Origin of the sequence: Mesorhizobium vachelliae, assembly GCF_033977325.1 — a bacterium.
Lineage (GTDB): Bacteria > Pseudomonadota > Alphaproteobacteria > Rhizobiales > Rhizobiaceae > Mesorhizobium > Mesorhizobium vachelliae.
On record NZ_JAVIIR010000010.1, the window covers coordinates 24,796 to 50,947 of the forward strand.

The 26,152-nt window shown below is 63.4% G+C and carries 27 protein-coding genes; 17 read left to right on the top strand and 10 right to left on the bottom strand.

What is annotated here, in order from left to right:
* Positions 1 to 8 precede the first annotated feature (8 nt).
* Together RFM41_RS20920 and tolA are read left to right on the top strand one after the other, a co-directional pair.
* Positions 9 to 902: a glutathione S-transferase family protein gene (locus RFM41_RS20920; protein ID WP_320250666.1), complete on the top strand. Its 894-nt coding sequence runs from the start codon at positions 9 to 11 to the stop codon at positions 900 to 902.
* A gap of 291 nt (positions 903 to 1,193) precedes the next feature.
* A complete protein-coding gene (gene tolA, locus RFM41_RS20925; protein WP_320250667.1) occupies positions 1,194 to 1,559 on the top strand; it encodes a cell envelope integrity protein TolA in 366 nt (121 codons plus the stop codon).
* Positions 1,560 to 1,653: 94 nt separating this feature from the next.
* Here tolA and RFM41_RS20930 read toward each other — a convergent pair whose 3' ends face one another.
* Positions 1,654 to 1,875 (bottom strand): hypothetical protein, encoded by a 222-nt coding sequence (locus RFM41_RS20930; RefSeq protein ID WP_320250669.1) that lies wholly within the window; start codon positions 1,873 to 1,875, stop codon positions 1,654 to 1,656.
* A 348-nt stretch (positions 1,876 to 2,223) separates the two neighbouring features.
* Between RFM41_RS20930 and RFM41_RS20935 the strand changes: the two genes are divergently transcribed.
* On the top strand, positions 2,224 to 3,084 hold the full coding sequence (locus RFM41_RS20935) for a DUF2865 domain-containing protein (RefSeq protein WP_320250670.1): 861 nt from the start codon (positions 2,224 to 2,226) through the stop codon (positions 3,082 to 3,084).
* A gap of 185 nt (positions 3,085 to 3,269) precedes the next feature.
* Here the strand turns inward: RFM41_RS20935 and RFM41_RS20940 are convergent, their stop codons facing one another.
* Positions 3,270 to 3,617, bottom strand: coding sequence for a hypothetical protein (locus RFM41_RS20940; protein ID WP_320250671.1), 348 nt, complete (start codon positions 3,615 to 3,617; stop codon positions 3,270 to 3,272).
* 198 nt (positions 3,618 to 3,815) lie between these two features.
* Here RFM41_RS20940 and RFM41_RS20945 point away from each other — a divergent pair, with 198 nt between their 5' ends.
* The 7 genes from RFM41_RS20945 (at position 3,816) to phoB (ending at position 12,853) form a co-directional block, all read left to right on the top strand.
* Entirely contained in the window at positions 3,816 to 7,157 is a 3,342-nt protein-coding gene (locus tag RFM41_RS20945) for a response regulator (protein ID WP_320250672.1), read from the top strand.
* A 492-nt stretch (positions 7,158 to 7,649) separates the two neighbouring features.
* Positions 7,650 to 8,708, top strand: a complete 1,059-nt coding sequence (gene pstS, locus RFM41_RS20950) for a phosphate ABC transporter substrate-binding protein PstS (protein WP_320250674.1) — start codon at positions 7,650 to 7,652, stop codon at positions 8,706 to 8,708.
* 69 nt (positions 8,709 to 8,777) lie between these two features.
* Positions 8,778 to 9,764 carry a phosphate ABC transporter permease subunit PstC gene (gene pstC, locus RFM41_RS20955; protein ID WP_320250676.1) on the top strand — a complete coding sequence of 329 codons (987 nt, stop codon included), beginning with the start codon at positions 8,778 to 8,780 and terminating at the stop codon, positions 9,762 to 9,764.
* A 3-nt stretch (positions 9,765 to 9,767) separates the two neighbouring features.
* Positions 9,768 to 10,619 carry a phosphate ABC transporter permease PstA gene (gene pstA / locus RFM41_RS20960; RefSeq protein WP_320250677.1) on the top strand — a complete coding sequence of 284 codons (852 nt, stop codon included), beginning with the start codon at positions 9,768 to 9,770 and terminating at the stop codon, positions 10,617 to 10,619.
* Entirely contained in the window at positions 10,616 to 11,419 is an 804-nt protein-coding gene (pstB, locus tag RFM41_RS20965; RefSeq protein WP_320250678.1) for a phosphate ABC transporter ATP-binding protein PstB, read from the top strand. The genes pstA and pstB overlap by 4 nt, the downstream gene beginning before the upstream one ends.
* 20 nt (positions 11,420 to 11,439) lie before the next feature.
* Positions 11,440 to 12,147 carry a phosphate signaling complex protein PhoU gene (gene phoU, locus RFM41_RS20970; RefSeq protein WP_320250679.1) on the top strand — a complete coding sequence of 236 codons (708 nt, stop codon included), beginning with the start codon at positions 11,440 to 11,442 and terminating at the stop codon, positions 12,145 to 12,147.
* A 16-nt stretch (positions 12,148 to 12,163) separates the two neighbouring features.
* Positions 12,164 to 12,853: a phosphate regulon transcriptional regulator PhoB gene (gene phoB, locus RFM41_RS20975; RefSeq protein ID WP_010911896.1), complete on the top strand. Its 690-nt coding sequence runs from the start codon at positions 12,164 to 12,166 to the stop codon at positions 12,851 to 12,853.
* A gap of 415 nt (positions 12,854 to 13,268) precedes the next feature.
* On the opposite strand, the gene RFM41_RS20980 is transcribed toward phoB, so the two are convergent.
* Positions 13,269 to 14,510 carry an ROK family protein gene (locus RFM41_RS20980; RefSeq protein ID WP_320250681.1) on the bottom strand — a complete coding sequence of 414 codons (1,242 nt, stop codon included), beginning with the start codon at positions 14,508 to 14,510 and terminating at the stop codon, positions 13,269 to 13,271.
* A 268-nt stretch (positions 14,511 to 14,778) separates the two neighbouring features.
* Here RFM41_RS20980 and xylF point away from each other — a divergent pair, with 268 nt between their 5' ends.
* The 4 genes from xylF (at position 14,779) to RFM41_RS21000 (ending at position 20,022) form a co-directional block, all read left to right on the top strand.
* Positions 14,779 to 15,819: a D-xylose ABC transporter substrate-binding protein gene (xylF, locus tag RFM41_RS20985; RefSeq protein WP_320250683.1), complete on the top strand. Its 1,041-nt coding sequence runs from the start codon at positions 14,779 to 14,781 to the stop codon at positions 15,817 to 15,819.
* Between the two features lie 255 nt (positions 15,820 to 16,074).
* A complete protein-coding gene (locus RFM41_RS20990; RefSeq protein ID WP_320250684.1) occupies positions 16,075 to 17,427 on the top strand; it encodes a sugar ABC transporter permease in 1,353 nt (450 codons plus the stop codon).
* Positions 17,428 to 17,448: 21 nt separating this feature from the next.
* A complete protein-coding gene (locus tag RFM41_RS20995; RefSeq protein WP_320250686.1) occupies positions 17,449 to 18,249 on the top strand; it encodes an ATP-binding cassette domain-containing protein in 801 nt (266 codons plus the stop codon).
* A 132-nt stretch (positions 18,250 to 18,381) separates the two neighbouring features.
* Positions 18,382 to 20,022: a CHASE domain-containing protein gene (locus tag RFM41_RS21000; RefSeq protein WP_320250688.1), complete on the top strand. Its 1,641-nt coding sequence runs from the start codon at positions 18,382 to 18,384 to the stop codon at positions 20,020 to 20,022.
* Positions 20,023 to 20,112: 90 nt separating this feature from the next.
* Here the strand turns inward: RFM41_RS21000 and RFM41_RS21005 are convergent, their stop codons facing one another.
* The 6 genes from RFM41_RS21005 to RFM41_RS21030 all read right to left on the bottom strand — a co-directional run bounded on the left by RFM41_RS21005 (position 20,113) and on the right by RFM41_RS21030 (position 23,637).
* A complete protein-coding gene (locus RFM41_RS21005) occupies positions 20,113 to 20,358 on the bottom strand; it encodes a YMGG-like glycine zipper-containing protein (protein WP_320250690.1) in 246 nt (81 codons plus the stop codon).
* An 83-nt stretch (positions 20,359 to 20,441) separates the two neighbouring features.
* A complete protein-coding gene (locus RFM41_RS21010; RefSeq protein WP_320250692.1) occupies positions 20,442 to 20,768 on the bottom strand; it encodes a hypothetical protein in 327 nt (108 codons plus the stop codon).
* A 103-nt stretch (positions 20,769 to 20,871) separates the two neighbouring features.
* Entirely contained in the window at positions 20,872 to 21,042 is a 171-nt protein-coding gene (locus RFM41_RS21015; protein ID WP_320250694.1) for a hypothetical protein, read from the bottom strand.
* 257 nt (positions 21,043 to 21,299) lie between these two features.
* Positions 21,300 to 22,331 (bottom strand): sensor histidine kinase, encoded by a 1,032-nt coding sequence (locus RFM41_RS21020; RefSeq protein ID WP_320250696.1) that lies wholly within the window; start codon positions 22,329 to 22,331, stop codon positions 21,300 to 21,302.
* A gap of 177 nt (positions 22,332 to 22,508) precedes the next feature.
* Complete coding sequence (locus tag RFM41_RS21025; protein WP_018429836.1) at positions 22,509 to 22,673, bottom strand: DUF1328 domain-containing protein; 165 nt, start codon at positions 22,671 to 22,673, stop codon at positions 22,509 to 22,511.
* A gap of 169 nt (positions 22,674 to 22,842) precedes the next feature.
* A complete protein-coding gene (locus RFM41_RS21030; protein WP_320250697.1) occupies positions 22,843 to 23,637 on the bottom strand; it encodes a response regulator in 795 nt (264 codons plus the stop codon).
* Between the two features lie 219 nt (positions 23,638 to 23,856).
* On the opposite strand from RFM41_RS21030, the gene RFM41_RS21035 reads away from it, so the two are divergent.
* Both RFM41_RS21035 and RFM41_RS21040 read left to right on the top strand, forming a co-directional pair.
* Positions 23,857 to 24,060, top strand: coding sequence for a NepR family anti-sigma factor (locus RFM41_RS21035; protein WP_320250699.1), 204 nt, complete (start codon positions 23,857 to 23,859; stop codon positions 24,058 to 24,060).
* A gap of 3 nt (positions 24,061 to 24,063) precedes the next feature.
* Positions 24,064 to 24,615: an RNA polymerase sigma factor gene (locus tag RFM41_RS21040; protein WP_040985057.1), complete on the top strand. Its 552-nt coding sequence runs from the start codon at positions 24,064 to 24,066 to the stop codon at positions 24,613 to 24,615.
* A gap of 34 nt (positions 24,616 to 24,649) precedes the next feature.
* Here RFM41_RS21040 and RFM41_RS21045 read toward each other — a convergent pair whose 3' ends face one another.
* Positions 24,650 to 25,030, bottom strand: a complete 381-nt coding sequence (locus tag RFM41_RS21045) for a response regulator (protein ID WP_320250702.1) — start codon at positions 25,028 to 25,030, stop codon at positions 24,650 to 24,652.
* Positions 25,031 to 25,198: 168 nt separating this feature from the next.
* Between RFM41_RS21045 and RFM41_RS21050 the strand changes: the two genes are divergently transcribed.
* Positions 25,199 to 25,960 (top strand): Crp/Fnr family transcriptional regulator, encoded by a 762-nt coding sequence (locus RFM41_RS21050; protein WP_320250704.1) that lies wholly within the window; start codon positions 25,199 to 25,201, stop codon positions 25,958 to 25,960.
* Positions 25,961 to 26,152: the final 192 nt, after the last annotated feature.

Consider the following 26,152-nt stretch of genomic DNA (forward strand, 5'->3'; position numbering starts at 1 on the left):
GGACCGACATGGCAAAGGCTGCAACGAAGAGCGCGAAGAAACCCACTACCAGGGCCGCGGCAAAGACGGCCGCGAAGGTGAATACGAAAGCCGCATCCAAGATGACAGCAAAGGCTACGCCCAAGGCGACGGCGAAGGCCGCGCCTAAAGCGAAGGCGAAGGCTGCGCCCAAAGCGACGGCAAAGGCCGCGCCCAAGGCCAAAGCGAAGCCCGGCGTGAAGCTCAGCATGCTGAGGCCGAGCGTCAACAACATGACGGTGCGGGTGTTCGCGCGCGCGGCCGGACTAGATCATGCGGAGACCGATGCCTGGGGCCATACGCGTTCGCCCGAGTTCCTGGCGCGCAATCCGGCGCATCTGACGCCGATGATCGAGGACAAGGGCCTGCCGCGCGGCGTGCTTTGGGAAAGCTGCGCCATCATGCAGTATCTCGCCAACAAGCACGGGCTGGATAAGTTCTATCCGAAGGCGCCGGCAAAGCGGGCGATGATCGACAGCGCCATGTTCTACCTTGTCGGCACGCTTTATCCCTATGTCGCGCGCGCGACCTATCCGGCGCTCGGCTTCCCGCAATATGCCGGCGAGGTCGGCCATAGCGATGCCCATCCCGACAAGAAGTCGGAAGCGCAGAAGGCGGCGATGGCCGCGATCGCCGAGCCGCTCGAGGTGTTTCACTCCTTCTTTCGCGACGGCAAGCCGTTCATCGGCGGCAACAATCCGTCGATCGCCGATATAAGGCTGGCGGCTACGCTCGAATTCCTGGCGGTCATCGACTATGCGCTGCCCAACTGGGCGAAGGAATACATGGCGGCGCTGGAGAAGAAGCTCGGCAAGGCCTATTCGGAGCCGGCAGGCGACGTGCGCGGCTACATCGCGCATGTGAGATCTCAGGCCAGGGCATAGCCGGCCCTCGCGAAACCGGTTCCCACTTTCGGGAGATAGGCGTTAAGGTTTCGTTTACCCAAGACCTGTCTACTGGTTCCAGTCCTCGCCGCGACCACGGATGTACTGGCGCCATGACGAGGCAAGGGAAAGGTCGGCTGCGTGCCGGCCTTTTGCTTTTTCGCCGCCATCGCGCGGAAATCACGACAGTATGATTGCCTCGCCGAGGGGCGGACTGAAATCCTATTGTCATCCTCGTCATGGACCCTACGATACCGTCAGGGGGCGCAACGACCGCGACGAGGACCTGCGATGAACACGGCAAGATTTCTGATGATAGCGGGCGCGCTTTCGATTGTGTCCTTTCCATCGGCCGCCGCATCGCTCAACAGCATGAACGAGGTCGGCGCCGCCCTGCTCGCCTGCTGGACGCCGCCGGCCAATTCCGACAATTCCTCGGTCACGCTCAGCTTCAGCTTCAAACGCGACGGCACGCTGATCGGGCCGCCGAAAACAACAGCTGTTCATGTCGGCGGCGACGACAAGGCGCGCAAAGCCTATGTCGATGCGGCGACCAAGGCCATGCAGGACTGCCTGCCGCTCAGCTTCTCGCCCTCGCTGGCGCAAGGTGTCGCCGGAAACGTTTTCACGCTGCAATTCAACTCGCCGAAGAAGTAGGCGGCAGGCCCGACTGTTTGTTTGACGCAATTCCGGACGGAAGGCTACCGCGAAGCCGCCGAGCTTAACCGCTCACACTTTTCCTGGAATTGCTTCAGGTCAAACCGCGTGTGCGCCTGACCTCGGCGTGCTTTTCCAGTTCTGGCATCTCGAAGACATAGTCGCTCCAGGCGGAGTCCGGGATCTGCCCGGCCAGATAGCAATCCAGCAGAAGGCTTTGTTCGGGAGTGAGGGGTCTCGGCGCCTGCTCATGATCCAGCCCAAGCGAATGGATCAGATTCCTGGTCAGGCCAGAGACGGTGAAGTGAATGGACATCTTTCAGTCTCCTCTGCACCGCGCGGATCACATCAACGCCAACAACGTCCATCGCTGGTCAAAGGTTTCATCAGCGATCCGTGATCACGCCGCGGCCCGGCCATGGCCAGATGGTTTTCGGTTACTGCCTCAATCTTGAGGTGAAAGCGTAATATTTGTTTCACAATATTGAGTATATCACCTAGATAGTATAGAGGAGTCTCGCTGGCTAACCTTTATATACATGAGTATTTTCTCAATTAGCTGGCGTCGATCAAGTCGAACTCGTTTTTCGCATAGGGGTGGCACCCGATGACGAGGTTGCGGTTTCTTAAGATGCCATTTCTGGTGGTCATGACGATCTTGGCGATGACGCAGGTTTCTTACGCCGATTCTTGCTCGACGCTGAGAAGGCAGATGCTGTCCGGCCACGCGGCGAGCCCCGAGCTTGCGCAACTGCGTCGCCAGTTTGCCGCGATCCAAGCGCTGGAGAGGCAGCGCAAATGCACCGCCAGCAGCGCTGTCGGGGGCTTCTTCAATCCCTGCGCGGATCTCATCCGGAGCCGGACCGAGGTGCAGCGCCGGATCGCCAGCATCGGCAATTCCGGCCGCGACTCCTCCGGGTTGCAGGCGAGATACGCCGCCCTCGGTTGTCAGGCTGCTCCCAAGCGGCAGCAGGCCCCCCAGCAGCAGGCATCCAGCACGGAGGCGTCCGGCGGGAACGCGATGCTGTTTTGCGTTCGCCTCTCGGACGGCTATTTCTTCCCCGCGCCGAACTCGCAATTCGCGCGGGCCGGGGATCTCAAGGATACTGTCGATCAATGCCGCTACATCTGCGACGATGCGGGCGTCGATCTCTATACGCTGAGCGACCCTAGCCTCGAGACCGACCAGATGGTGGCGGTCGAGACGCGCAAGCCCTATACCGAGCTGCCAACAGCCTTCCGCTATCGCGATGACGCCGAGTTCAAGGCCTGCGACCTCAAGCGCTACTCCCAACGTGTGGCCGAGCTCAGGGCGCGCACGGTGACGCCGCGCAACATGGAAAACGCCATCATTCCCTTGCCGACATCAAGACCGGACCTCACCACAGTCTCGGATATTCCGTCGAGCAGCGCTCAGGGCACGGGAGCGAATGCCACCAGTTCGATCGCGCAGCCCAAGCCGGTTGCTCCGGCAGGCGCAAAGCCGGTGCGCATCGTTGGCCCGGCCTTCTTCCCGGCGAACTGATCCGGCCGCCGTTCCCGGCTTTGAGGCATCCGTGCCGAGGCAAGCCGCCGAGCCGGCATCGGCCGGCGGATTTAAAGCATGCCTCCTAAACGTGGGAACCGGTTTCGGGATAGAGACATGCGTAAAATCAAAAACCTAAAACGCATGGAGCGAATCTGAAAGATCGCGACGCGCTTTAAGGCAAGTCACTCGCAGACGACGCGGTAGCGCTTGCCGCTTTCGCCGACATTCCTGCAGGTGAGGGGGTTCTGTCCGTCGGAAGACTGATCGGGCAGATCCTGGTTGTAGGAGGGTCTCGCCGGAGCGGACCTGGAATGGCGCCGCACAACGGGGCTCTGCGGCAGGCTCGGCGGCAGGGGAAACACGTCCGACGCGATCTGCCGCGACGCGGTTGTTCCCGGCGGCGCCTCGTCCCAGACACGCCTGACATCCATCCGGCTCGGAACGATCACCGTGCCATCGTCGCTGCGCGCGCAGCCGCCCGCCGCAAGCAGCGCCGGGCACAGGATGAAAGCCGCGAATCGATCAAACATTAGCAACACCTCAGACACCTTATATGCGTCGTTGCCTTGATCGCCAACGGGCGGATTAGCGCAGCCGGTGCCGCGATCGCAATCTGCCTCAACGGCACCGGACGGCAGGCGGTTGCAATCATTATGGTTAGCGGATCGTTAATGCTTGTCGGGCACATTCCGCCGACGAACCGGCATGGTTCGGCCTTGGGGGTAGGAATGGCGGATACGGACGGAACTGTCGGGGCGGACAGCGGCGGGCCAGACCTCGACGAGGGGCACGGTAACGGGGTGTTGCCGGGCCAGGATGCAGCCGCGACTTCGATGGCGCTCGCCAATCTCGGGATGATGGTCGATTCGATGCCGATTGGCGTCATTGTCCTCGATGACGAGTTGCGCGCCGAGGTGATCAACCGCGCCTTCTACGATTTCTGGGGGATCAAGCCGGGTAGCGCTCCGGTGGGCAGCAGCTTCCGCCACGTTATGGAGGCCAGTCGTGGCGGCGATCCATTTGGCGCCGACGAGGCGACTTGGCAGCGTCACGTCGCCCAGCGAGAGGCTGAAATTATTGTTGGCATGACCAGTTCCAGACAGTTGCCGCGCAAGGGCGGCCGCACGCTGGCCGCCTCGCTGGCGCCTCTTCCCGGCGGCAAGCGGCTGATTTCCTATGTCGACATCACCGACGTGAAACAGCGCGAGACCGAGGCCGAGGCCGCAAGGCGGAACCTCGCCACCGTGCTGGAGTCGCTGCCGGCCGGCGTCATTATCTACGATCCTGACGACCGCTTCGTCTTCGCCAACCGCAAGCTGCAGGACACGCTGCCGGCGCTGAAGCCGGCCTGGCAGCCGGGCCGCACGTTCCGCGAGGCGTTGGCTCTCGGCCATTCGGTCGGCTATTTCCGCTCGAGCGGCGACGCCGGGATCGACGATCTGTATGGCGTCGACACCGAGCGCTGGCTCGACGCCATGCTCAAGCGGTACCGCTTGCCGAACTCTTTCTACGAGCGCCTCAATCCGGATGGGCGTTGGTACCAGGTCTATGACATGCGCACCGACGATGGCGCGTTCATCGGCGTGCGCGTCGACATCACCGACATCAAGGTCCGCGAGAGGGCGCTGCGCGACTCCATGCGCCAGATCGACCTCTACCGGCACGTCATGGACGAGCTGCCCGTGGCCGCCTTCATCAAGGCCGACGATCTCAGCATCGAATTCGTCAACAAGGCCTGGTGCGCGCTGACCGGCCTCGCCAAGGACGAGGTGCTCGGCAAGACGGATCGCGCGCTTTTCGCGACGGAAGAGGCGGACGGTTTCAGCAATGACGACACCGAAGTCGTCACGACCGGCCTGGGGCGCGAGGTCGAGGAAGCCGTCACTCACCGCGACGGCACGGTGCGGCAGCTGATGACGCGCAAGAGCCGGCTGGTGGCGACCGACGGGTCGGTGCATCTGGTCGGCTCCAGCACCGACATCACCGATGTCAAGGCGCGCGAGCAGGCGCTCAAGGCAAGCATGAGCGAGAACGAGGTGTTCCGCAGCCTTATCGACAATGTGCCGGTGTCGATCTACGCCAAGCGCTCGGACCTCAGGCAATTCTACGTCAACAAGGGCTGGTGCGATCTCACCGGCTTCAGCAAGGAAGAAGCGGTCGGCAAGACCGACGTCGAGATATTCGGCGCGGACGGCGAAGCTTTCGTCGCTGGCGACCTTGCCGTGCTGCGCACCGGCGAAACGCAGGAGATCGAGGAGACGGTGACGATGCCGGACGGCAGCGTCAGGCACCAGTTCGCGCGCAAGGGCGCGATGATAGCCTCGGACGGCTCGCTCTACCTGATCGGCTCCACCACCGACATCACCGAGCTCAAGCAGCGCGAGGCCGAGCTGAGCGAAGCGCAGCGGCGTGCCGTGCTCGCCGACCGGGCCAAGTCCGAATTCCTCGCCAATATGAGCCACGAGATACGCACGCCGATGAACGGGGTTCTTGGAATGGCGGAACTGCTGGCAAAGTCGGATCTCGATCCGAAGCAGAAGACGTTCACCGACATCATCGTCAAGTCCGGCAACGCGCTGCTCACCATCATCAACGACATCCTCGACTTCTCCAAGATCGACGCCGGCCAGATGGTGCTCGATCCGGCGCCCTTCAATCTCGCCGAGGCGATCGAGGACGTGGCAACGCTGGTATCGACGCGCGCCAAGGAGAAGGATCTCGAGCTCATCGTCCGCGTCCAGCCTGGGCTCGACGGTCAGTTCATCGGCGATGTCGGCCGCGTCAGGCAGATCGTCACCAACCTGCTCGGCAACGCCGTGAAATTCACCGACGAAGGGCATGTGCTGGTCGACGTCATGGGCGAGCGGGTTCCGGCGGGAACAAGGCTCACCATCTCGGTCACCGACACCGGCATCGGCATTCCGGAAGAGAAGCTGAAGCTGGTCTTCGAAAAATTCAGCCAGGTCGATACGTCCTCGACCAGGCGGCACGAAGGTACAGGGCTCGGCCTTGCCATCACCTCGCGGCTGGTCGAGATGATGGGTGGCGAGATCGGCGTCGACAGCGCCGAGGGCAAGGGCTCGACCTTCTGGTTCACGGTCACCCTGCCCAGGGCCGAGCAGGGCGGGCAACGCATCATGCCGGTCGACGTCACCGGCGCGCGCGTGCTCATCGTCGACGACAACGCCGTCAACCGTTCGATCCTGAGCGAGCAGATGGCGTCGTGGACGTTCGATTCCTGCGCGGCCGAAAGCGGCGCCGAGGGGTTGAAGGTGCTTATCGCCGCCGCCGCCTATGGCGTGCCGGTCGACTGCGTGGTGCTCGACTACCAGATGCCCGGCATGACCGGCGCCGAGATGGCGCGCATCGTGCGCAGCACGGCGGGCCTGGCGCATACGCCCATCATCATGCTGACCTCGGTCGACCAGTCGCTTGCCAACACGGCCTATCGCGACCTCGGCATCGATGCGCAGCTTATCAAGCCGGCGCGCTCCTCCATCCTCCTGGAAACGCTGGTGGCGACCATCCAGCGTCATCGCCACAGCAGCGCCGCGGCGCAACCCGCCGCTGGCAACAGCCCGCCGCAAGCCGCGCCGGCGCAGGCGGCGGCATCGGACCGCGCCATGCTGCAGCCACCGCCGGCGCGGGCGCGCCCAACCGATGCGGAGCGCGGGCTCGACATCCTCGTCGCCGAGGACAATGAGGTGAACCAGCTGGTGTTCACCCAGATCCTTGGCGAGACCGGTTACCGCTTCGAGATCGTCGGCAACGGCCGCAAGGCGCTCGACGCCTTCGGCAGGCTCAATCCGCGCATGATCCTGATGGATGTATCGATGCCGGAAATGAACGGGCTGGAGGCTACGGGCGCCATCCGCCGGCTCGAGGAGGACATGGGCACGCATGTGCCGATCGTCGGCGTCACGGCGCATGCGCTGAAGGGCGACCGCGAACGCTGCCTGGAGGCCGGTATGGACGACTACCTGCCGAAGCCGATCAGTCCGCGGGCGCTGCTCGAAAAGCTCGAGCGCTGGCTGGGATCGGACGTCGAGACCCGGCGCAACGCCGGTTAGAACGAATTTGGCGGGCAGGATGGAGGCAACAGACTGACGCATGCGTATGGTGCGATCGCACCATACCAAAGCATGAGCCAAGTTCGGACAATGTAGTCATTGATTCCGCCTTTCAGTTACGGGCGGGAGCAGCGACCGCCAACAAGAAACAGCGTCGACTCTACCCCAACGGGCCCTGTTTTCGGCGACGGCCATGCCATGATCCGCTCTGGCTTTCAGGCAACGCACTCTCGTCCGGATTTTATTTCCCGGCGGCCGTGACCCGGCCGCCGGGATAATTTTTGATTCAAAAGTCAGACAAGTTACTGATTCCCGCGGCAAACTCCGGCCGGTCCTTCGAGGTCGCTCGGACCTCTCCAGATATCCCCTTTTCAGGCGTTACTGGGCTGACACGAAACTGTCATGCGACTGTAATAATCGAGGGCTATTGCGCTCACCGGGCGCCGATAGAACGGGTGCCGAAAGACCATCTTCCGAACAGGAGCAGGCCACATGAGACATTTCATCCGCTCGGCGGCCGTTGCGATTGCAATGGCTGCGGCATCAACCCTTAGCATCACCGCCGCGATGGCTGCCGACATTTCCGGCGCCGGCGCCACCTTCCCCTATCCGATCTATGCGAAGTGGGCCGACGCCTACAAGAAGGAGACCGGCATCGGCCTTAACTACCAGTCGATCGGCTCCGGCGGCGGCATCAAGCAGATCAAGGCCAAGACCGTGACCTTCGGCGCTTCCGACGCGCCGCTGAAGGGCGAGGATCTCAACTCCACCGGGCTCGCTCAGTTCCCGATGGTGATGGGCGGCATCGTTCCGGTCGTCAACCTCGAAGGCGTCAAGCCGGGCGAGCTGGTGCTCGACGGTCCGACGCTGGCCGACATCTTCGCTGGCAAGATCACCAACTGGAATGACGAAGCGATCAAGAAGCTCAACCCCTCCGTCAAGCTGCCCGACCAGGCGATCGCGGTCGTCCACCGTTCTGACGGCTCCGGCACCACGTTCAACTTCAGCTACTACCTGGCCGACGTCAGCGCCGACTGGAAGTCGAAAGTCGGTGTCAACACCGCGCTCGAGTGGCCGGTGGGCATCGGCGCCAAGGGCAATGAAGGCGTCGCCAACAACGTCTCGCAGACCGGCGGCGCGATCGGCTATGTCGAATATGCCTATGCCAAGCAGAACAAGCTCACCTATGCCGACATGGTGAACAAGGACGGCAAGAAGGTCGAGCCGACCGCCGCTGCCTTCTCCGCCGCCGCGGCCAATGCCGACTGGAGCTCGCAGCCGGGCTACGGCGTCATCCTGGCCAACCAGCCGGGCGCTGAATCCTGGCCGATGACGTCGGCCACCTGGATCCTCGTCTACAAGAAGCCGGACGACGCGGCGGCCACGACCGAAGCGCTCAAATTCTTCGCCTGGTCCTATGCCAAGGGCGACGACCTGGCCTCCAGCCTGGACTACGTCCCGATGCCCGACGCCGTCGTGAAGAGCGTCGAGCAAATGTGGGGCAAGGACATCGTCGACGCGAGCGGCAAGCCGCTCTACTCCGGCATGTAATATAATACCTGCGGAATAAGGAGGGCGTCTTTGGCGCCCTCCTGTCTCTTTCGAAATGCGAGGGGCTCAATGACAGCCGTTTCCGAAGCCGCGACATCGTCCGCCCTGCGGACCAGAGAAGCGACAGTGCGCCGCTTCGCCTTCACCGACATGGCCTTCCGGACGGCCACGCGCCTTTCCGCCATCCTCGTGCTGGTTCTCCTCGGCGGCGTCGCGATCTCGCTGATCGCCGGCTCGTGGGAGGCGCTGTCGAAGTTCGGCTTCTCCTTCCTGACCACCGAATCCTGGAACCCGGTCACCGAGAATTTCGGCGCGCTCGCGCCCATCTACGGCACCATCGTCACCTCGGCCATCGCCATACTCATCGCCGTGCCGATCGGCATCGGCATCGCCGTCTTCCTGACCGAGCTTTGCCCGCGCCCGCTCCGGCGCCCGATCGGCATCGCGGTCGAACTGCTCGCCGGCATTCCCTCGATCATCTACGGCATCTGGGGCCTGTTCGTCTTCGCGCCGTTCCTGCAGACGACGGTGCAGCCCTTCATCATCAACATCTTCCACGGCATACCGGGCCTCTCCAGCCTGTTCGCCGGTCCGCCCTACGGCATCGGCCTGCTGACCTCGTCGCTGATCCTCGCCATCATGGTGCTGCCCTTCATCACCTCGATCACCAAGGACGTGTTCGACACGGTGCCGGCGGTGCTGAAGGAATCGGCCTACGGCATCGGCTGCACGACCTGGGAAGTGACCCGGCGCGTGACCATCCCCTATACCCGCGTCGGCATCATGGGTGGCGTCATGCTCGGCCTCGGCCGCGCGCTCGGCGAGACGATGGCCGTCACCTTCGTCATCGGCAACGCGCACCGCATCAGCGCTTCGCTGTTCGCGCCGGGCACGACGATCTCGGCGACCATCGCCAACGAATTCACCGAAGCCGACGGCGCTCTCTACACGTCCTCGCTGGTGTCGCTCGGCCTGATCCTGTTCATCATCACCTTCATCATCCTCGCGCTCGCACGCTACATGCTGTTGCGCATCGATAGCCGCACGGGAGCCTGACCGATGTCGACTGCCCAATCGCTTCACCAAAGCCGCAAACGCAAGAATGCGGTGATGATGGCGCTGTGCGTCGTCGCGGCGGGCATCGGCCTCGCCTGGCTGGCGCTGATCCTCGGCGCCCTGCTCTACAAGGGGCTCTCCGGGTTGAACCTCGCCGTCTTCACGCAAATGACGCCGCCGCCCGGCGATGCCGGCGGCCTGCTCAACGCCATCTACGGCAGCATCGTGATGACGATCATCGGTATCGTCGTCGGCACGCCGATCGGTGTGCTGGCCGGCACCTACATGGCCGAATACGGGCGCTTCTCGCGGCTTACGACGATCGTGCGCTTCATCAACGACATCCTTTTGTCGGCGCCGTCGATCATCATCGGCCTGTTCGTCTATGAGCTGCTGGTACGGCCGATGGGGCATTTCTCGGCGATTGCCGGCGCCGTCGCGCTGTCGATCCTGGTGATCCCCGTGGTGGTGCGCACCACCGAGGACATGCTGAACCTCGTGCCCAACGCGCTGCGCGAGGCAGGCACCGCCATCGGCGCGCCGCGCTGGGTGGTGATCCGCTCCGTCGCCTACCGCGCGGCGCTGTCCGGCATCGTCACCGGTATCCTTTTGGCGATCGCCCGCATCTCCGGCGAGACGGCGCCGCTTCTCTTCACCGCGCTCAACAACCAGTTCTGGTCGAGCAATCTCAATGCCCCGATGGCCAGCCTGCCGGTGACCATCTTCCAGTTCGCTCTCAGCCCTTATGAGGAATGGCAGCAGCTGGCCTGGACGGGCGCACTCATAATCACCCTGACGGTTCTCGGGCTGAGCATCTTCGCCCGCAGCCTAACCGGACGCAGAGAGGACAGATGAAACCGATGTTGTCCACCGACCTGAACGCACCCGACACGACCGTCGAGAAGGCCAAGATCGAGGTCAAGAACCTCAACTTCTACTATGGCCAGTCGAAGGCGCTGAAGGACATCAACCTGTCCCTACCCGAGCGCAGCGTGACGGCCTTCATCGGCCCGTCGGGCTGCGGGAAGTCGACGCTGCTGCGCGTTTTGAACCGCATCTACGAGCTCTATCCGAAGCAGAGCGCCGAGGGCCAGGTGCTGCTCGACGGCAAGAACATCCTCGACCGCTCGCAGGACCTCAACCTGCTCAGGACCAAGATCGGCATGGTGTTCCAGAAGCCGACGCCGTTCCCGATGTCGATCTATGAAAACATCGCCTTCGGCGTCAGGCTCTATGAGAAGATCAGCAAGGCGGAGATGGACAACCGCGTTGAGTCGGCGCTGAAGCGCGCCGCGCTCTGGAACGAGGTCAAGGACAAGCTCAACGCCAGCGGCCAGAGCCTGTCGGGCGGCCAGCAGCAGCGCCTGTGCATCGCCCGCACCGTGGCGGTGAAGCCCGAGGTCATCCTGCTCGACGAGCCGGCCTCGGCGCTGGATCCGCTGTCGACGGCCAAGATCGAGGAACTGATCGACGAATTGCAGGCCGACTACACGATCGTCATCGTCACCCACAACATGCAGCAGGCGGCGCGCGTCTCGCGGCAGACGGCATTCATGTATCTGGGCGAGCTGGTCGAGTTCGACCGGACCGAGAAGATCTTCACCTCGCCCCGCGAGAAGCGCACGCAGGACTACATCACCGGCCGCTTCGGCTGAAGACATACGAGGACATCATCATGGCCGAACATACCGTCGCCTCTTTCGACGAGGACTTGAGGCAGATTAGCCGGCTCATCAACGACATGGGCGACCTCGCCGGCTCGATGGTCGGCGCCTCGACCAGGGCGCTGCTTGAAAGCGACAATGCGCTGGCGCAGCGCGTCGTCTCCGACGATGCCATCATGGACGCGCGTCAGCGCGAGCTCGACGACCGCGCCATCACGCTGATCGCCAAGCGCCAGCCGATGGCGGACGATCTTCGAAACGTGGTCGGCTCGATCCGCATGGCGGGCGACCTCGAGCGCATCGGCGATCTCGCCAAGAACATCGCCAAGCGCGTCGGCTCGGTCGGCGTCAGCGCCGCGCCGCGCGACCTCACGCATTCGATCGATTCCATGGCGCAGCTGGTGCTGATCCAGGTCCAGGGCGTGATCCAGGAATACACAGTGGGCGACGCCACGGCGCTGGCCAAGCTTCGCAACGACGACGAGCGCATCGACGTCAAATACACCTCCGTCTTCCGCGAGCTTTTGACCTACATGATGGAGGACCCACGCAACATCACCGCTTGCACGCATCTTCTGTTCTGCGCCAAGAATCTCGAGCGCATCGGCGACCATGTGACCAACATCGCCGAGAACGCCTATTATGTGTTGACCGGCACGCAATTGCCCGCCAACCGTCCGAAGCAGGACGAGACGGCAATGTCGGCGCCGGCGGCCTGACGAGAAGGTTACCCCGATGATCGCGCCACGCATCATGGTGGTGGAGGACGAGGAGCCGCTGGGGGTGCTGCTCCGCTACAATCTCGAATCCGAAGGTTACCAGGTGGAAGTGGTGACCCGCGGCGACGAGGCCGAAATCCGCCTTCAGGAAAACGTTCCCGACCTGCTCGTGCTCGACTGGATGGTGCCTGCGGTGTCCGGCATCGAGCTCTGCCGGCGTCTCAGGATGCGGCCCGAGACCGAGCGGCTGCCGATCATCATGCTGACGGCGCGGGGAGAAGAAAGCGACCGCGTGCGCGGCCTTTCGACCGGCGCCGACGATTATCTGGTCAAGCCGTTCTCGACGCCGGAGTTCATGGCCCGCGTCAAGGCGCTGCTGCGCCGCGCCAAGCCGGAGGTGCTGTCCAGCGTGCTCAAGGTCGGCGACATCGTGCTCGACCGCGAATCGCACCGCGTCTATCGTAAGAAGAGCGAGATCAGGCTCGGCCCGACCGAGTTCCGCCTGCTCGAGTTCATGATGCGTCATCCCGGCCGCGTGTTCTCGCGCAGCCAACTGCTCGACAATGTCTGGGGCGAGACGATCTATATCGACGAGCGTACCGTGGACGTCCATGTCGGCCGCCTGCGCAAGGCGGTCAACAACGGCCGCATGCCGGACGTCATCCGCACCATCCGCGGGGCGGGGTACGCGATCCGCGAGGATTAGGGGTAGGGTGCGAAGACGCTGACCGTTCTGTGTCAGCGGATCGCATGCGTCGGCGATTAGCCGAGACGCTCATGCTTCGTCATCCACGGGCGGAGCAAGGAGCGTAGCGACGCAGCGCAGACCCGAGGATCCATTCCGTGACTTCGAGGCGCCGGGGCGGTGCAGAATTCTGCTCCGCTGCGCCTGCGATCGAGGTAACGGCATGGATTCCAGGGTCTACGCGACGGAGCTTCGCTCCTGCTCCGCCCTGGAATGACGAAGCTGCGGGGTCTTCGCTAACTTCCAGCGCCTAAAGCGCTTCGCTTCATGCGCTTAGGCTTTTGATTTTACGCATGTCTTCGTCCCGAAACCGGCTTCCACTTTCGGGAGACATGCTCTAGCAGGACATGGAAACCGACGATCACTTCAAGGCTGATCAGGCGACGTTCTTCCCCGCGCCGCTTCTCGCCTGGCCTCCCGGCGCGAAAATCTCCTGGTCGACGAAGGTCAGCGCGCGCATGGCGCAGCCTTCGCGGATCAGCGGCAATTCGTTCGGCTCGGTGTCGAAGGAGATCGATTCGGAGTGCTGGCCGCCGGCGGTCTGGGCGATCGCCTCCCTTAGCGCCGGCTCGATCAGGTCGAATGCGGCCGCGCTGACACCGACCATGGCGACCGGCGCCGGGTCGATGAGGGCGAAAAGGCTGCCGAGACCGAAGCCCAGCGCCTCGCCTGCCCGGCGATAGGCCTCTCGCTCGGGGCCGTCCTCCTGCCGGGCCTTCGCGGCCAGCGCGCGCATGTCGGCATCGCCGACGTCGGTCGGCGCGGCATCCTCGCTTATTCCCATGGCGCTGCGCCAGATCGCGTAATTGCCGGCATAGGCCTCGACGCAGCCGCGCCTGCCGCAGCGGCAAAGCGCGCCGCCCGGACGGTGGATCATGTGCCCGAACTCGCCGCCCGAGGAATGCGTGCCCGTGAACAGCGCGCCCTTCAGCACCAAACCCATGCCGATGCCGTGCGACAAGAGGATGGCGATGAAGTCGTTGCGATAGCGATCGGGATCGCGCCATTGCAGCGCCACCGCCATCATGTTGCAGTCGTTCTCCATGGTGGCGGGAATGCCGAATTCCTTCTCGAGGAGGTCGGCGAACGGAATGTCGGTCAGCGGCGTGATCGGCGACCACAGCATGGCGCGTGAGTGGGAATCGGTGATGCCCTGGATCCCCATGGCGATGCGCGCGACGCTGCCCAGGTCGAGGTCGGGATCCTGCAGCCGGCGCCGGACGATCGCCATGCATTGGCCGATCAGCTCGTCGCGGGGCATGACAAGGGTGTCCAGGCGCTGCTGCTCCTCGGCAACCACCTGGCCGGCATAGTCGATCACGGCAACCGACAGGAAGTTGAGCGACAACACCACGGTCAGCACCGCCGCGGCTTCGGGGTTCAGCGCCAGGCCGATCTGCGGCCGGCCGCGTTTCAACGCCGTCGGCTCACTGGCCTTGCTTTCGCTGAGGATGCCTTCCTGGATCAGATCGGCGGAGATCGCCGAAATGGTCGAGTGGCTGAGCCCGGTGGTGGCGGCAATCTCCGTGCGCGAGGGCTGGCCGGCGCGGCGCACCGCCGAAATCACCATGGCGCGGTTGCGCCGGCGCAAATCGTCGTGGCGGATTCCGACCGACATTATCTCGCACATCCTCCCGGGTCATCGCGGCCTTGTGATGATGCATGGCCTGTCGCTGACATGCTAGGGATTGTGGCAGAAGCCAAGGTCCATGTCATTATTTATTGCGGATGCCGAAAAAAATGCTCGGACCCATCAAAACCCATCAGAATCGCAGTTGACAGCATCGTTTTGCTGGATCACTATTTTTTTGAGGCTCGAAAAAAAGCCTCTGTGCCGGCCTTCGGGCCAGTCTGGGTCGCGCCGCACGGGGCGCAGGGAGGATATCATGAAGAAATTCGCAGCCGCCATCCTGGCGGGCGTTGCCATGTCGCTGACGCTGATGTCGGTCGCCGAGGCGAAGGGCAAGGTGATCGGCGTTTCATGGTCGAATTTCCAGGAAGAGCGCTGGAAGACGGACGAAGCGGCGATGAAGAAGGCCATCGAGGCCGCCGGCGACAAGTATATCTCGGCCGACGCGCAGTCCAATCCGGGCAAGCAGCTGACCGACGTCGAAAGCCTGATCTCGCAGGGCGCCAACGCGCTGATCATCCTGGCGCAGGATGCCTCGGCGATCGGCCCGGCGGTGCAGAAGGCGCTCGATGAGGGCATCCCGGTCGTCGGCTATGACCGGTTGATCGAGAACAAGGACGTCTTCTACCTGACCTTCGACAACAAGGAAGTCGGCCGCATGCAGGCCCGCGAAGTGTTCAAGGTGAAGCCCGAAGGCAACTACGTCTTCATCAAGGGCTCGGGCGCCGATCCGAACGCCGACTTCCTGTTCTCGGGCTCCATGGAAGTCCTGAAGGAAGCCATCGACAGCGGCAAGATCAAGAATGTCGGCGAGGCCTATACCGACGGCTGGCTGCCCGCCAACGCGCAGAAGAACATGGAGCAGTTCCTGACCGCCAACGACAACAAGGTCGACGCGGTCGTGGCGGCCAATGACGGCACCGCTGGCGGCGTCGTCGCGGCGCTGACGGCTCAAGGTCTGGCCGGGACCGTTCCGGTCTCCGGCCAGGATGGCGACCACGCGGCGCTCAACCGCATCGCGCTCGGCACGCAGACCGTGTCAGTTTGGAAGGACGCGCGCGAGCTCGGCAAGAACGCCGCCGAGATCGCCTCGCAGCTCGCCGACGGCAAGAAGATGGGCGACATCGCCGGCGCCAAGGACTTCACGACGCCCGGCGGCAACACCGTCAAGTCGCTGTTCCTGACCCCGATCGCGATCACCAAGGACAATCTCAACGTCGTCATCGACGCCGGCTGGATCAAGAAGGACGAAGTCTGCGCGGGCGTTGCCGCCGGCAGCGTCAAGGTCTGCAACTGAGCCTTGCCGACGTTCGATCGAAATACCTGCGCCGCGGGCAGGAGCGGTTCAATGAACCGCTCCTGTCCTTTGCGTTCGCAATCCCGGACGGAAGGCTACGGCGAAGTCGCCGAGCCCAACCGCTACGCACTTTTCCTGGGATTGCTTTGAAGCCGCGGCGTTTTCTCAAAAAGATTTGTGTTTCCGCCCCGCGCGGATAGTTTTTAAGCTCGATTTCGGCATCCGCGTAAGACGGCAGGCCGGCGGGAGGAAATCATGACCGACACGACGTCCACGCAACCGGCGGACACCGCGCGCGCGTCGGAACTCGGCGCTGTCGCCCGGTTCCTGAAGGCGACCGAGCTCGACACCCGCATGCTCGGCATGATCGGCGCGCTGCTCTTGATCTGGGTCGGGCTGCATGTGATCTCCAGCCTGCGGCTTGGCGTCAATCCGCTCGACTTCGACAGCCGCACCTTCCTCACGCCGCGCAATCTCTGGAACCTGTCGGTGCAGACTTCGGCTGTGGCGATCATGGCCTCCGGCATGGTGCTGGTCATCGTCATGCGTAACATCGACCTTTCCGTCGGATCGGCCGAAGGGGTGATCGGAATGGTCATGGGCTTTGCCCAGGTGCATTTCCTGGTCCGCTTCGTCGGGCTTGAGCTCGGCAACCCGTGGATCTGGGTCCTGGCATTGCTGATCGGCCTTGCGCTCGGCCTCATCATCGGCGCCTTCCAGGGCTTCATCATCGCCTATCTGGAAGTGCCGGCCTTCATCGTCACGCTCGGCGGATTGCTGGTGTGGCGGGGTGCTGCCTGGTGGGTCACCAGCGGCCAGACGGTGGCGCCGCTCGACGCCACCTTCCAGCTCATGGGCGGCGGCCCTGCGGGCGCGATCGGCGCCAAATGGAGCTGGGTCGTCGGCGTCGTCGCCTGCCTGGCGGTCATTTTCATGCATTTCAACGGCCGTGTGCAGCGCAAGCGCTTCCGCTTCCCGCTGCGCCCGGTCTGGGCCGAGACGCTGCTTGCCACGGTCACCTGCGCGATCATCCTGGGCGCGGTGTGGCTCGCCAACTCCTATCCGTGGCCGGTCGGCATCGTGAACCGCTACGCCGCCGCCAACAACATCACCGTGCCCGAAGGCGGGCTGTTCATCGCGCATGGCATCGCCATCCCGGTGCTGATGGCGGTCGCGGTCGGCCTGATCATGACCTTCGTCACCAAGCGCACGCGCTTCGGCCGCTATGTCTTTGCCATCGGCGGCAATCCGGAAGCGGCGAACCTTGCCGGCATCAACACACGCTGGATCACCATGAAGGTGTTCATGATCATGGGCGTGCTGGCGACGATCGCGGCGGCGATCTCGTCGGCCAGGCAGAACTCGTCCACCAATGTGCTCGGAACGCTGGACGAGCTGCTGGTCATCGCCGCGGCCGTCATCGGCGGCACCTCGCTCGCCGGCGGTTCCGGAACCGTGCTCGGCGCCATGCTCGGCGCGCTTCTGATGCAGTCGCTGCAATCCGGCATGGTGCTGCTCGGCGTCGACTCGCCGCTGCAGAGCATCGTCGTCGGCGCCGTGCTGGTCGTCGCGGTGTGGCTCGACACCCTCTATCGCAAGCGCGTTTGAGCAATAGGGAGGAAAAGGATCATGGCTGACAAGACCGCTCCCGCCGGCGTTCCGCTGGTCGACATGCGCAACATCTCGATCGCCTTCGGCGGCATCCGCGCCGTCGACGATGCGTCGGTCGATCTCTTCCCCGGCGAAGTGATGGCGTTGCTCGGCCACAACGGCGCCGGCAAGTCGACGCTGATCAAGATCCTGTCCGGCGCCTACAAGCGCGACAGCGGACAGATCTTCATCAATGGCGAGGAGGCTTCGATCTCCAATCCGCGCGACGCCAAGAAATACGGTGTCGAGACGATCTACCAGACGCTGGCGCTGGCCGACAATGTCGATGCCGCCGCCAATCTCTTCCTCGGCCGCGAGCTGATGACCGGCTGGGGCACGCTGGACGACGTCGCCATGGAAGCCGAGGCGCGCAAGGTGATGGGCCGGCTCAATCCACGTTTCCAGCGCTTCAAGGAACCGGTCATCAAGCTGTCGGGTGGGCAGCGGCAGTCGGTGGCGATCGCGCGCGCGATCCTGTTCAACGCCCGTATCCTGATCATGGACGAGCCGACGGCCGCGCTCGGCCCGCAGGAGACAGCGCAGGTCGGCGAACTGGTCAAGCAGCTCAAGGCCGACGGCATCGGCATCTTCCTGATCAGCCACGACATCCACGACGTGTTCGATCTCGCCGACCGGGTCTGCGTGATGAAGAACGGCCAGGTGGTTGGCACCGCGCGCACGACCGACGTCACTCAGGACGAGGTGCTCGGCATGATCATTTTGGGTAAATGCCCGCCAGGCGCCATTCCGGGTCCAGGCGCGCTGAAAATCGCGGCATGAAGCCGAATGGATAGCCGGCTAATTAACGGCTGCGTGATGTGCCAGCTGCAGTGATGGTTTGACCGCGCCATTGTGTTGACGCGGAGACTTGCCCATAAAGGTCGTCGACCGTCCACGGGCCGCATCCTTGATTTGAAGAAGCTCTTTCCGATCGTTGCCTTTGTCGCCGTCGCGCTGATCAGCCTGACCATGGCAGGGTTTGCCTATTTCGCGACGCAGGAGGCGGCGCGGATCAAGTTCGAGGGCGTCGCCGACGATGCGCTGAGCCGTATCCAGAGCCGCATCGACCTGCATCTGTCGCTGCTGCGTTCTACGCAGGCGCTGTTCGATGCGCGCAACGGCGACATCACGCGGGGCGAATTCAAGGCCTTCTTCACCGCGCTCGATATCGACGACAATTTCGCGGGGCTGCGCGGTATCGGCTTCCTGAGGCTCGCCAAGACCGGCGACGAGGCGGCGGTCGAGCGCGATATCCTGCACGACCTTGGGTCGGCGCACCCGATCTACCCCGCGACGACCCAGCAATGGCGCACGCCGATCGTGCTGTTCGAGCCGCTCGATACGTCCAACCAGTCGATCATCGGCTTCGACATGTTCAGCGAGCCAGTACGGCGTGCGGCGATCGAAAAGGCGATGGCCGACGACCAGCAGCATGCGAGCGGCATGGTCCAGCTCGGCCAGGGCGCCGGCGTGGCGCAGACCTTCACCGGATTCCTGGTTTTCGTGCGGCTGAACGTCGAAACCGCGCCCGAGGTGATCAACGCAAGCCGCTCCTCGACAGCCGGTTTTCTCTACGCTGCCTTCCGCGCGCAGGACCTGTTCCAGGTCGCGCTCAGCCATTCGCCGCTGCTGCCGGTCAATGTCGAGGTCTATGACGGCAAGCCTGAGGCTGGCAATCTTTTGTTCCGTTCGGAGGCGCCGCCGGCGGAACGCATCGGGGCGAAGCTTCTGGCGCGTCGCGATATCGTCGTGGCCGGCCAGCCGTGGACCTTGTTGTTTCGGCCGACAAGCGCCTTCGAGCCGCCGTCCTCGCGCGCCATTCCGGTCATGCTCGGGCTGTTCGGCCTGTTGCTCGCGGGCGCCATCGCACTGGTGGCGCGCTACCAGGAGCGCGCCTATGACGCGAAATCGGCGCTGCACGAGGCGACCGAGAAGAGCCTGCTGGAAAAGGATCTGATCCTGCAGGAAATGAAGCACCGCATCAAGAATTCGATCACCCGCGTGCTGGCGATCGCGCGGCAGACAGCCTCGCAAGCCACCGACGTCAAGGAGTTCTCAGCTTCGTTCGCGGCGCGCCTCCAGGCCATGGCGGCATCGCAGGATATGCTGACGCGCTCGCGCTGGCAGAAGGCCGATCTCAGCGACCTGCTGCGCATCGAGCTCGGGCAGGTGTTCGGCAAGGATCTTCCCGAAGGGGTGCTGTCGGGGCCGGAGGTGCTGCTCGACGAGACGACGACGCAAGCGCTCGGGCTGACCTTCCACGAACTCGCCACCAACGCGCTGAAATATGGCGAAGCCGGCAGTTCGGCCAATTCAATCAAGGGAAACTGGGCCCTCAAGGTCGACTGGAGCGTCGAAGGGCGCGGTCGCGAGCGGACGCTGCTCTTGAACTGGCGCGAAACGGGTCAGAAGGATCTCGAAGCGCCGGCCAAGACCGGCTTCGGCACCAAGCTGATAGACCTCAATGTCACGCGCGAATTGCACGGCACGATCGCGCGCGACTACCGCGACGATGGACTGAAGGTGGAAATCAGGATCCCGCTGGCCGCGTGAGCGGGCCAAAAGTCTTTGGCTGGCGAATCAGCAATTTGAGTCCGAGGAGAACCGGAGGCCGGCAGCCGGGCCTCCGGTTTCGGCACTGAACTAGTTGCAGCGGGCCCGGTAGGTCGTGCCGTCACGGTGGCGATATATGCACCAGCCGTTGCGCAGATTGCGAACCAGGAGGCCCGATCCGGCGCCGACGGCCGCGCCGATCAGCGCGCCCTTGCCGCCGCCGACCAGGCCGCCGATGCCGGCGCCGATCAGACCGCCGCCGACGACGTCCTGCTCGGTGGTGGTGCAGCCGCTGACGGCGACCACGGCAACCATGGCAATGATCATCTTCCGCATAGAATTGCTCCTCACTTTTGTCCTCACTTTCGGCAGTACCGACAGGCATTTAGCATGAAAAAGCGGCCTTTGCCTGCCTGATCTTACTGTTGTTTAAAATAGTCTTTTTGCGGGCGCTCGGCATTCGACGCGACAAGCATGCCGGAAACCTCCAGGGATGCGACCAGCGTGCCGTCGGGCCGCACGTTCCAGGCAATCTGGTCGTAATCGTCCTCCAGCGCCGGATCGACGGCGAGGCATTTGCCGATGATGTGGGGAGCCTGGCCCTGCAGGTCGCCGAGGGCGAACGGCCTCTCGACGATGCAGGCCTGTTCGGTCTCAAAGACGCTGACCGGCACTTCGAGTTCCCGGCAATCGGTCATCGTGCTCGAACAGCCGACGACGAAGAGCAATGCGGCGATGTGTTCCATGACGCCAAACCTCTCGCCGCAAACAACGATTCTCGGCGAACGAAAGTTCCGGGCCTGGATTTCAAGGCGTCGCGTCAAAGTTGTGTCTTGATCCCCGCGCGGGTCAGAACAATTGCCAGGCCGCGGTCAAGGCCGTGACGGCCAGAAGCGCGATCGCGCCCAGGCGGAGCGGAAGATGCGACGATCGCCGCGCCGGCGGCGGCTCGGCATCCTGGAAACCGCTCATCGAGACGCGGGCGGCCTGCTCCAGCCTGTTCATTTCGGCAGCCATCATGTCAGTCTCCCAGGTCGCGCGCGGGGGCGCGGATGGGTTTCCGGCGCATAGTTAGCCGGGAACACAGAATCAGACTTTATGGTGAACAGCCGGTTAAAGCCTCTCGTAGGCAAAGCTTTTCCTGGAATTGCTCTCGCGCCATCGGCGGCACGACTGAAGCGCGTCGCGATCTTTCAGATTCGCTCCGTGCGCTTTAGGTTTTTGATCTTGCGCATGTCTTGATCCCGAAACCGGTTCCCACTTTCGGGAGACATGCTTTAATCCGTCTCGAAATTCCCGTGCGGGACGGTGAGGCGGTATTCCATGCGGCCCTTGCCGATCTCCAGCGTCGCGGAGCCATTCAGCGACATCGGCACGACGCGTTCCAGCGCCACGCTGCCGAAGCGCTTCTCGTTGCGCGGCGCGTCGCCGACCGCCTCGGTCCAGGTCAGCAAAAGGTTGGGCTCGCTTCCGTTTTCGGGTTCGAGCCTGGCGCGCACCTCGACATGGCCCTCCGGCCGGGACAATGCGCCATAGCTTACGGAATTCACGGCCAGCTCATGCATCGCCAGGCCGATATGCAGGGCGGCGTTGGGATTGAGATAAGGATTTTCACCCGTGAACCGCAGGCTTTTAGCCAGATCGGCGCTATAGCGGCCGACCTGGCCGGATACGAGCTCCTGCAGCGCGGCCCCTCGCCAGTTGGAGGATGTCACCAGGTCCTGCGAGGATGCGAGCGACTGCAGCCGGCCGCGGAACCGCGCCAGGAACTCACTGAGCGTCTCCGTATAGCGTCCGGTCTGGGTGGCGATGCTCTGGATGATGGCCAGGAGATTTTTCGATCGATGGCTGACTTCGCGCAGCAATGCCTTCAGCGTCTGCTCGCGGCGTTTCTGCTCCGTCGTCTCCACCATCGTCGTGACGACGCCGAGGACGTCGCCGGCTTCCCCACGGTCGGCATCGATCCAAAGCTGGAACCAGCGGACGCCCTGGCTTCCCGGAATGCTGAGCTCGAGCTGATCCGCGTTGCCGGATTCGATCACCCCAAGCTTGGCGGCATGTATGCGCTCGGCCTGCGCCTGCGAAAGCAGATCCTTGCCGTCTGCCGTTTCGGACGCCCAGGGCGCGCTCATGTTGCGCGCCCAGACCGTCTTCATCTGTCGGTCCTGGTAGAGAACAGAGATCCCGGCATTGTGCAGGGCATGAAGCAGGGCCCGCCCCAACTGCATCCCGCTCTCCGAGGGATGCATCGCGATCACGTCGCCGTTCTGCTTTTTACCCCTGTCTTTCGTGGGACCCTCGGAAGGCATTGGAAATTATATCCCCGCGCTCGGTCCTTGAACGGATCAATCCGCAACTGGTTCCGCGCGCCACCGCCCCCGCGACCGCAGGGCCCTCCAAAAACGGTCCGCCGGACGGTGCTCTTTCGAGGTGCCGCCCGGCGGTGGCTGGAAACCGTTTGAGGGGTGCGGCTTCCAGTGTTGCGGTCAGGCTCTCCTGAAGAGGCCTGCGATGAGCGAAATCACCAGGAAGGCGAGGAAGATGAAGAACAGAATCTGCGCGATGCCCGCCGATGTGCCGGCGATGCCGCCGAACCCAAGCGCGCCGGCGATAATCGCAACTACGAGAAATACGAGCGCCCAGTACAGCATGATGCGTCTCCTTCTTCTGTCCGGAAAAGAACGTGGCTCGGTGTCGTTTGTTCCACCATTTGCCGAAAAAGACGATCCCCTTGAAGGGCTTTTCAAATCACAAACGGGCAAGCGTCACGCGCGACAAAAAAGCCTCGCATGGCGCTCCAAAAGCTTGGCCTCGGCAGGCTCAGGCGGCGGCTTTAGCCTGGCGGTCGAAGAACAGGGCCTGGCTGATCAGAGCCTTGACCATGTCGGGATTGAAAGGCTTGGTGACCAGGAAGGCCGGTTCTGGGCGCTCGCCGGTCAGCAGGCGTTCCGGAAAGGCGGTGATGAAGATCACCGGCACCGGCGTCGAGGACAAAATCTCGTTGACGGCTTCGATGCCCGAGCTGCCGTCGGCGAGCTGGATGTCGGCCAGGACCATTTTCGGCCGCGTCTTGCCGAACAAGGCCACCGCCTCGGCATGCGTGCGCGCCGTGCCCACCACGCGGTGGCCGAGACTTTCGACCATTTCCTCGATATCCATGGCGATCAGAGGCTCGTCCTCGATGATCAGCACGTCGGTCGCCACCTGACGGGAAATCTCGTTGCTCGCCTGGGCCAGCAGCTCTGAGAATTCTTCCTCCTCGACGTCGAGGATTTCCGCTGCCTCGTCCTCGCTGAAGCCCTCGACGGCAACCAGCAGGAAAGCCTGCCGCGGACGGGGCGCGAGCGCATTCAGATTGGCCGCGGCCCGCTGCTCCCAGGCGGTCTGAGCCTGCTCCTGCGGCACGCGGATGGCCACGGAGGTGAACAGCCTGGCGAAAACCTTGTAGAGCGCGATGCGGTCGCTCGAGGCTTCGGGGAAGATATTGGTGTCGGCGATGATGGCTTCCAGCATCGCGGCGACCAGCGCGTCACCGCTCTCCTGCGATCCCGATACCGCCCGCGAGAAGCGGCGCAGGAACGGAAGATGCGGAGCGATGGTAGCTGACAAACTCATTATCGACGTCTCCCTCAGATGACGTTGCACGTTCAAGGCCACGCTGATTGCAAGCCCCAAAAATCAAACGCCGGCTTCAAGAAAAAGTTCCGCCGGCCGTGGAACTAAATTAGGAAGCGGGCGTTTCGGGGTTTCGGGATGGGCAACCAGACGAGGGTTCCGCTTTGCGTTGTGGTTTGAAGTCGAAGAGCGGTTCGGGTGCTGGAAATTAGGGCGACTATGAAAGAAATGTCAAAAAAGCAGATGGCTGGTGCCGCAAGCAGGCATCGGAACGGGGATGGCAACCCGCTGGGGGCGAACTCCGAAATCGCGCGCAAGCTCAAGCAATATTATGACGAGCTGGTCTCGGACCATGTGCCGGATCGCTTCGCTCAGTTGCTCAGCCAGCTGGAACAGGCCGAACCTGCCCAGAAAAAGGACTGAGGCATGGCGGCGGTATCCCAGAGCTTCAAGACCGAGCTGCTCGGCGCGATCCCGAGCCTGCGGGCTTTCGCCGTGTCGTTGACGCAAAATGCCGACCGGGCCGACGACCTCGTCCAGGAAACGCTGGTCAAGGCGTGGGACAAGCATGAGAGTTTCCAGCCGGGCACCAATCTCAAGGCATGGCTGTTCACCATCCTGCGCAACGAATTCTATTCGCAGATGCGCAAGCGTGGCCGCGAGGTGCAGGACAGCGACGGCATCATGACCGCCAGGCTTGCCGTCCACCCGGCCCAGCACGGCCAGCTCGACCTCAAGGATTTCCGCGGCGCGCTCGAGCAACTGCCCGAGGACCAGCGCGAAGCCATCATCCTGATCGGCGCTTCAGGCTTCTCCTATGAGGAAGCCGCCGAGATCTGCGGCTGCGCGGTCGGCACGATCAAAAGCCGCGTCAGCCGGGCGCGCGCCAGGCTGCAGGAGATCCTCAAGATCTCCGGAGAGGACGAGTTCGGGCCCGACGCTATTTCGGCGCAGGTCACAGGTTCGAACGCGGCTTGAGCTGACTGTTACCATTCGGATTGCAGGGACGGCGTCAGGCCGCCTTCGCGCGCCCGCAGGCCATGGCCACAGCTTCGACCAGATCGTCGCCCGAGTAGGGCTTGGTGACCAGCCGGATGTCCGGGAACGCGTCCTTGACCTCATCCGGATCCGAATAGCCGGAGGCAAATACGAACGGTATGCCCTCGTTGCGCAGCCGGGCGGCGAAATCCAGGGTCGAAACGTCGCCGAGCATCAGGTCGACCACCGCCGCGTCGAAACGCGCGGGCAGCGCCCGCCCGTCGATGTCGTCAAGCTTGCGCGCGATCGTGACATCCGCCGCGCCGTGGTCGCGGCAAAGCTGCTCGACGTCCATCGCGATCAGGAACTCGTCTTCCAGAACGAGGATACGCAGTCCGTCAAGCAGTGCTGGCACTTATCAGTGTCTCCTCGGCAGGGACGCACTCATGCGCGGAATTCGCCGCCATGTCATTTAAAAAAGACGTGGCTAAAGGAGACAGGGGGCCCAGCCTCGCGGAACCCCTGACGGTCTCAAGCGTTTCTTTGCGCCCATAAGGGCAGGGATTTCGAAGAGGGGATCGAAATGTCCGGCCAAAGCGCACGTCCGGCTGCGAGTCGTCAATATCCTTGCGAAGAGTGCCCATTGCGGCCGTTGCCCGCCTTTCGCGCGTTCGAAAAGCAGGAGCTGGCGTTCGTGAGCGCTTTCAAGCGCGGCGAGCTCGCCGTCGACAAGGGGGCGACGGTCCTGGTCGAAGGCAGCCACAGCGCGCATCTCTACACCGTTCTGTCGGGCTGGGCGTTCCGCTACAAGCTGTTGCCCGACGGGCGCCGGCAGATCCTCAATTATTCCATGCCTGGCGACCTCATCGGCTTGCAGGGGAGCCTGATGGGCGAGATGCAGCATTCCGTCGAGGCCTTGTCGCCGATGCTGCTGTGCGTCTTCGAGCGCGACCAGCTGCAGGAACTCTATCGCAACCATCCCGGCCTTGCCTATGACATCACCTGGATCGCGTCGCGCGAGGAACGCATGCTGGACGAGAACCTGCTCAGCATCGGCCGCCGCACCGCGCTCGAACGAGCGGCCTACCTCATCGCCTTCATCGCCGACCGGGCGCGCAGCGCCGGACTGAACGGCAAGAAGCCGCTGCGGATCCCGATCACGCAACAGCACATCGCCGACACGCTCGGCCTTTCGCTGGTCCACACCAACAAGACGATACGCAAGCTGATGGACCGCAAGCTCGTCCTGTGGCGCGACGGTGGCTGCGAGGTGATCGATTATGACGGACTGAAGAAGCTTGCCCGCTGGGCTGGGCTCGGCGAGGAGCGCCGGCCGCTGATCTAGGCAGGTTCCGCAAAAGTGTGCCACGGTTTCGCGGTCAAAACCTGGGAGAAACCAGGAAATTCCGGTTTGGGCGCTTCGCGCCCGTCTTCGATCCGACTCGGCCTGACTTGAATTCCAACACGCTCTATAGTGCCCCTATAGTGCGTGCTTGAGCGGCCAAGCCCGGAACTTTGGCCTGGAACGGACGTTGAA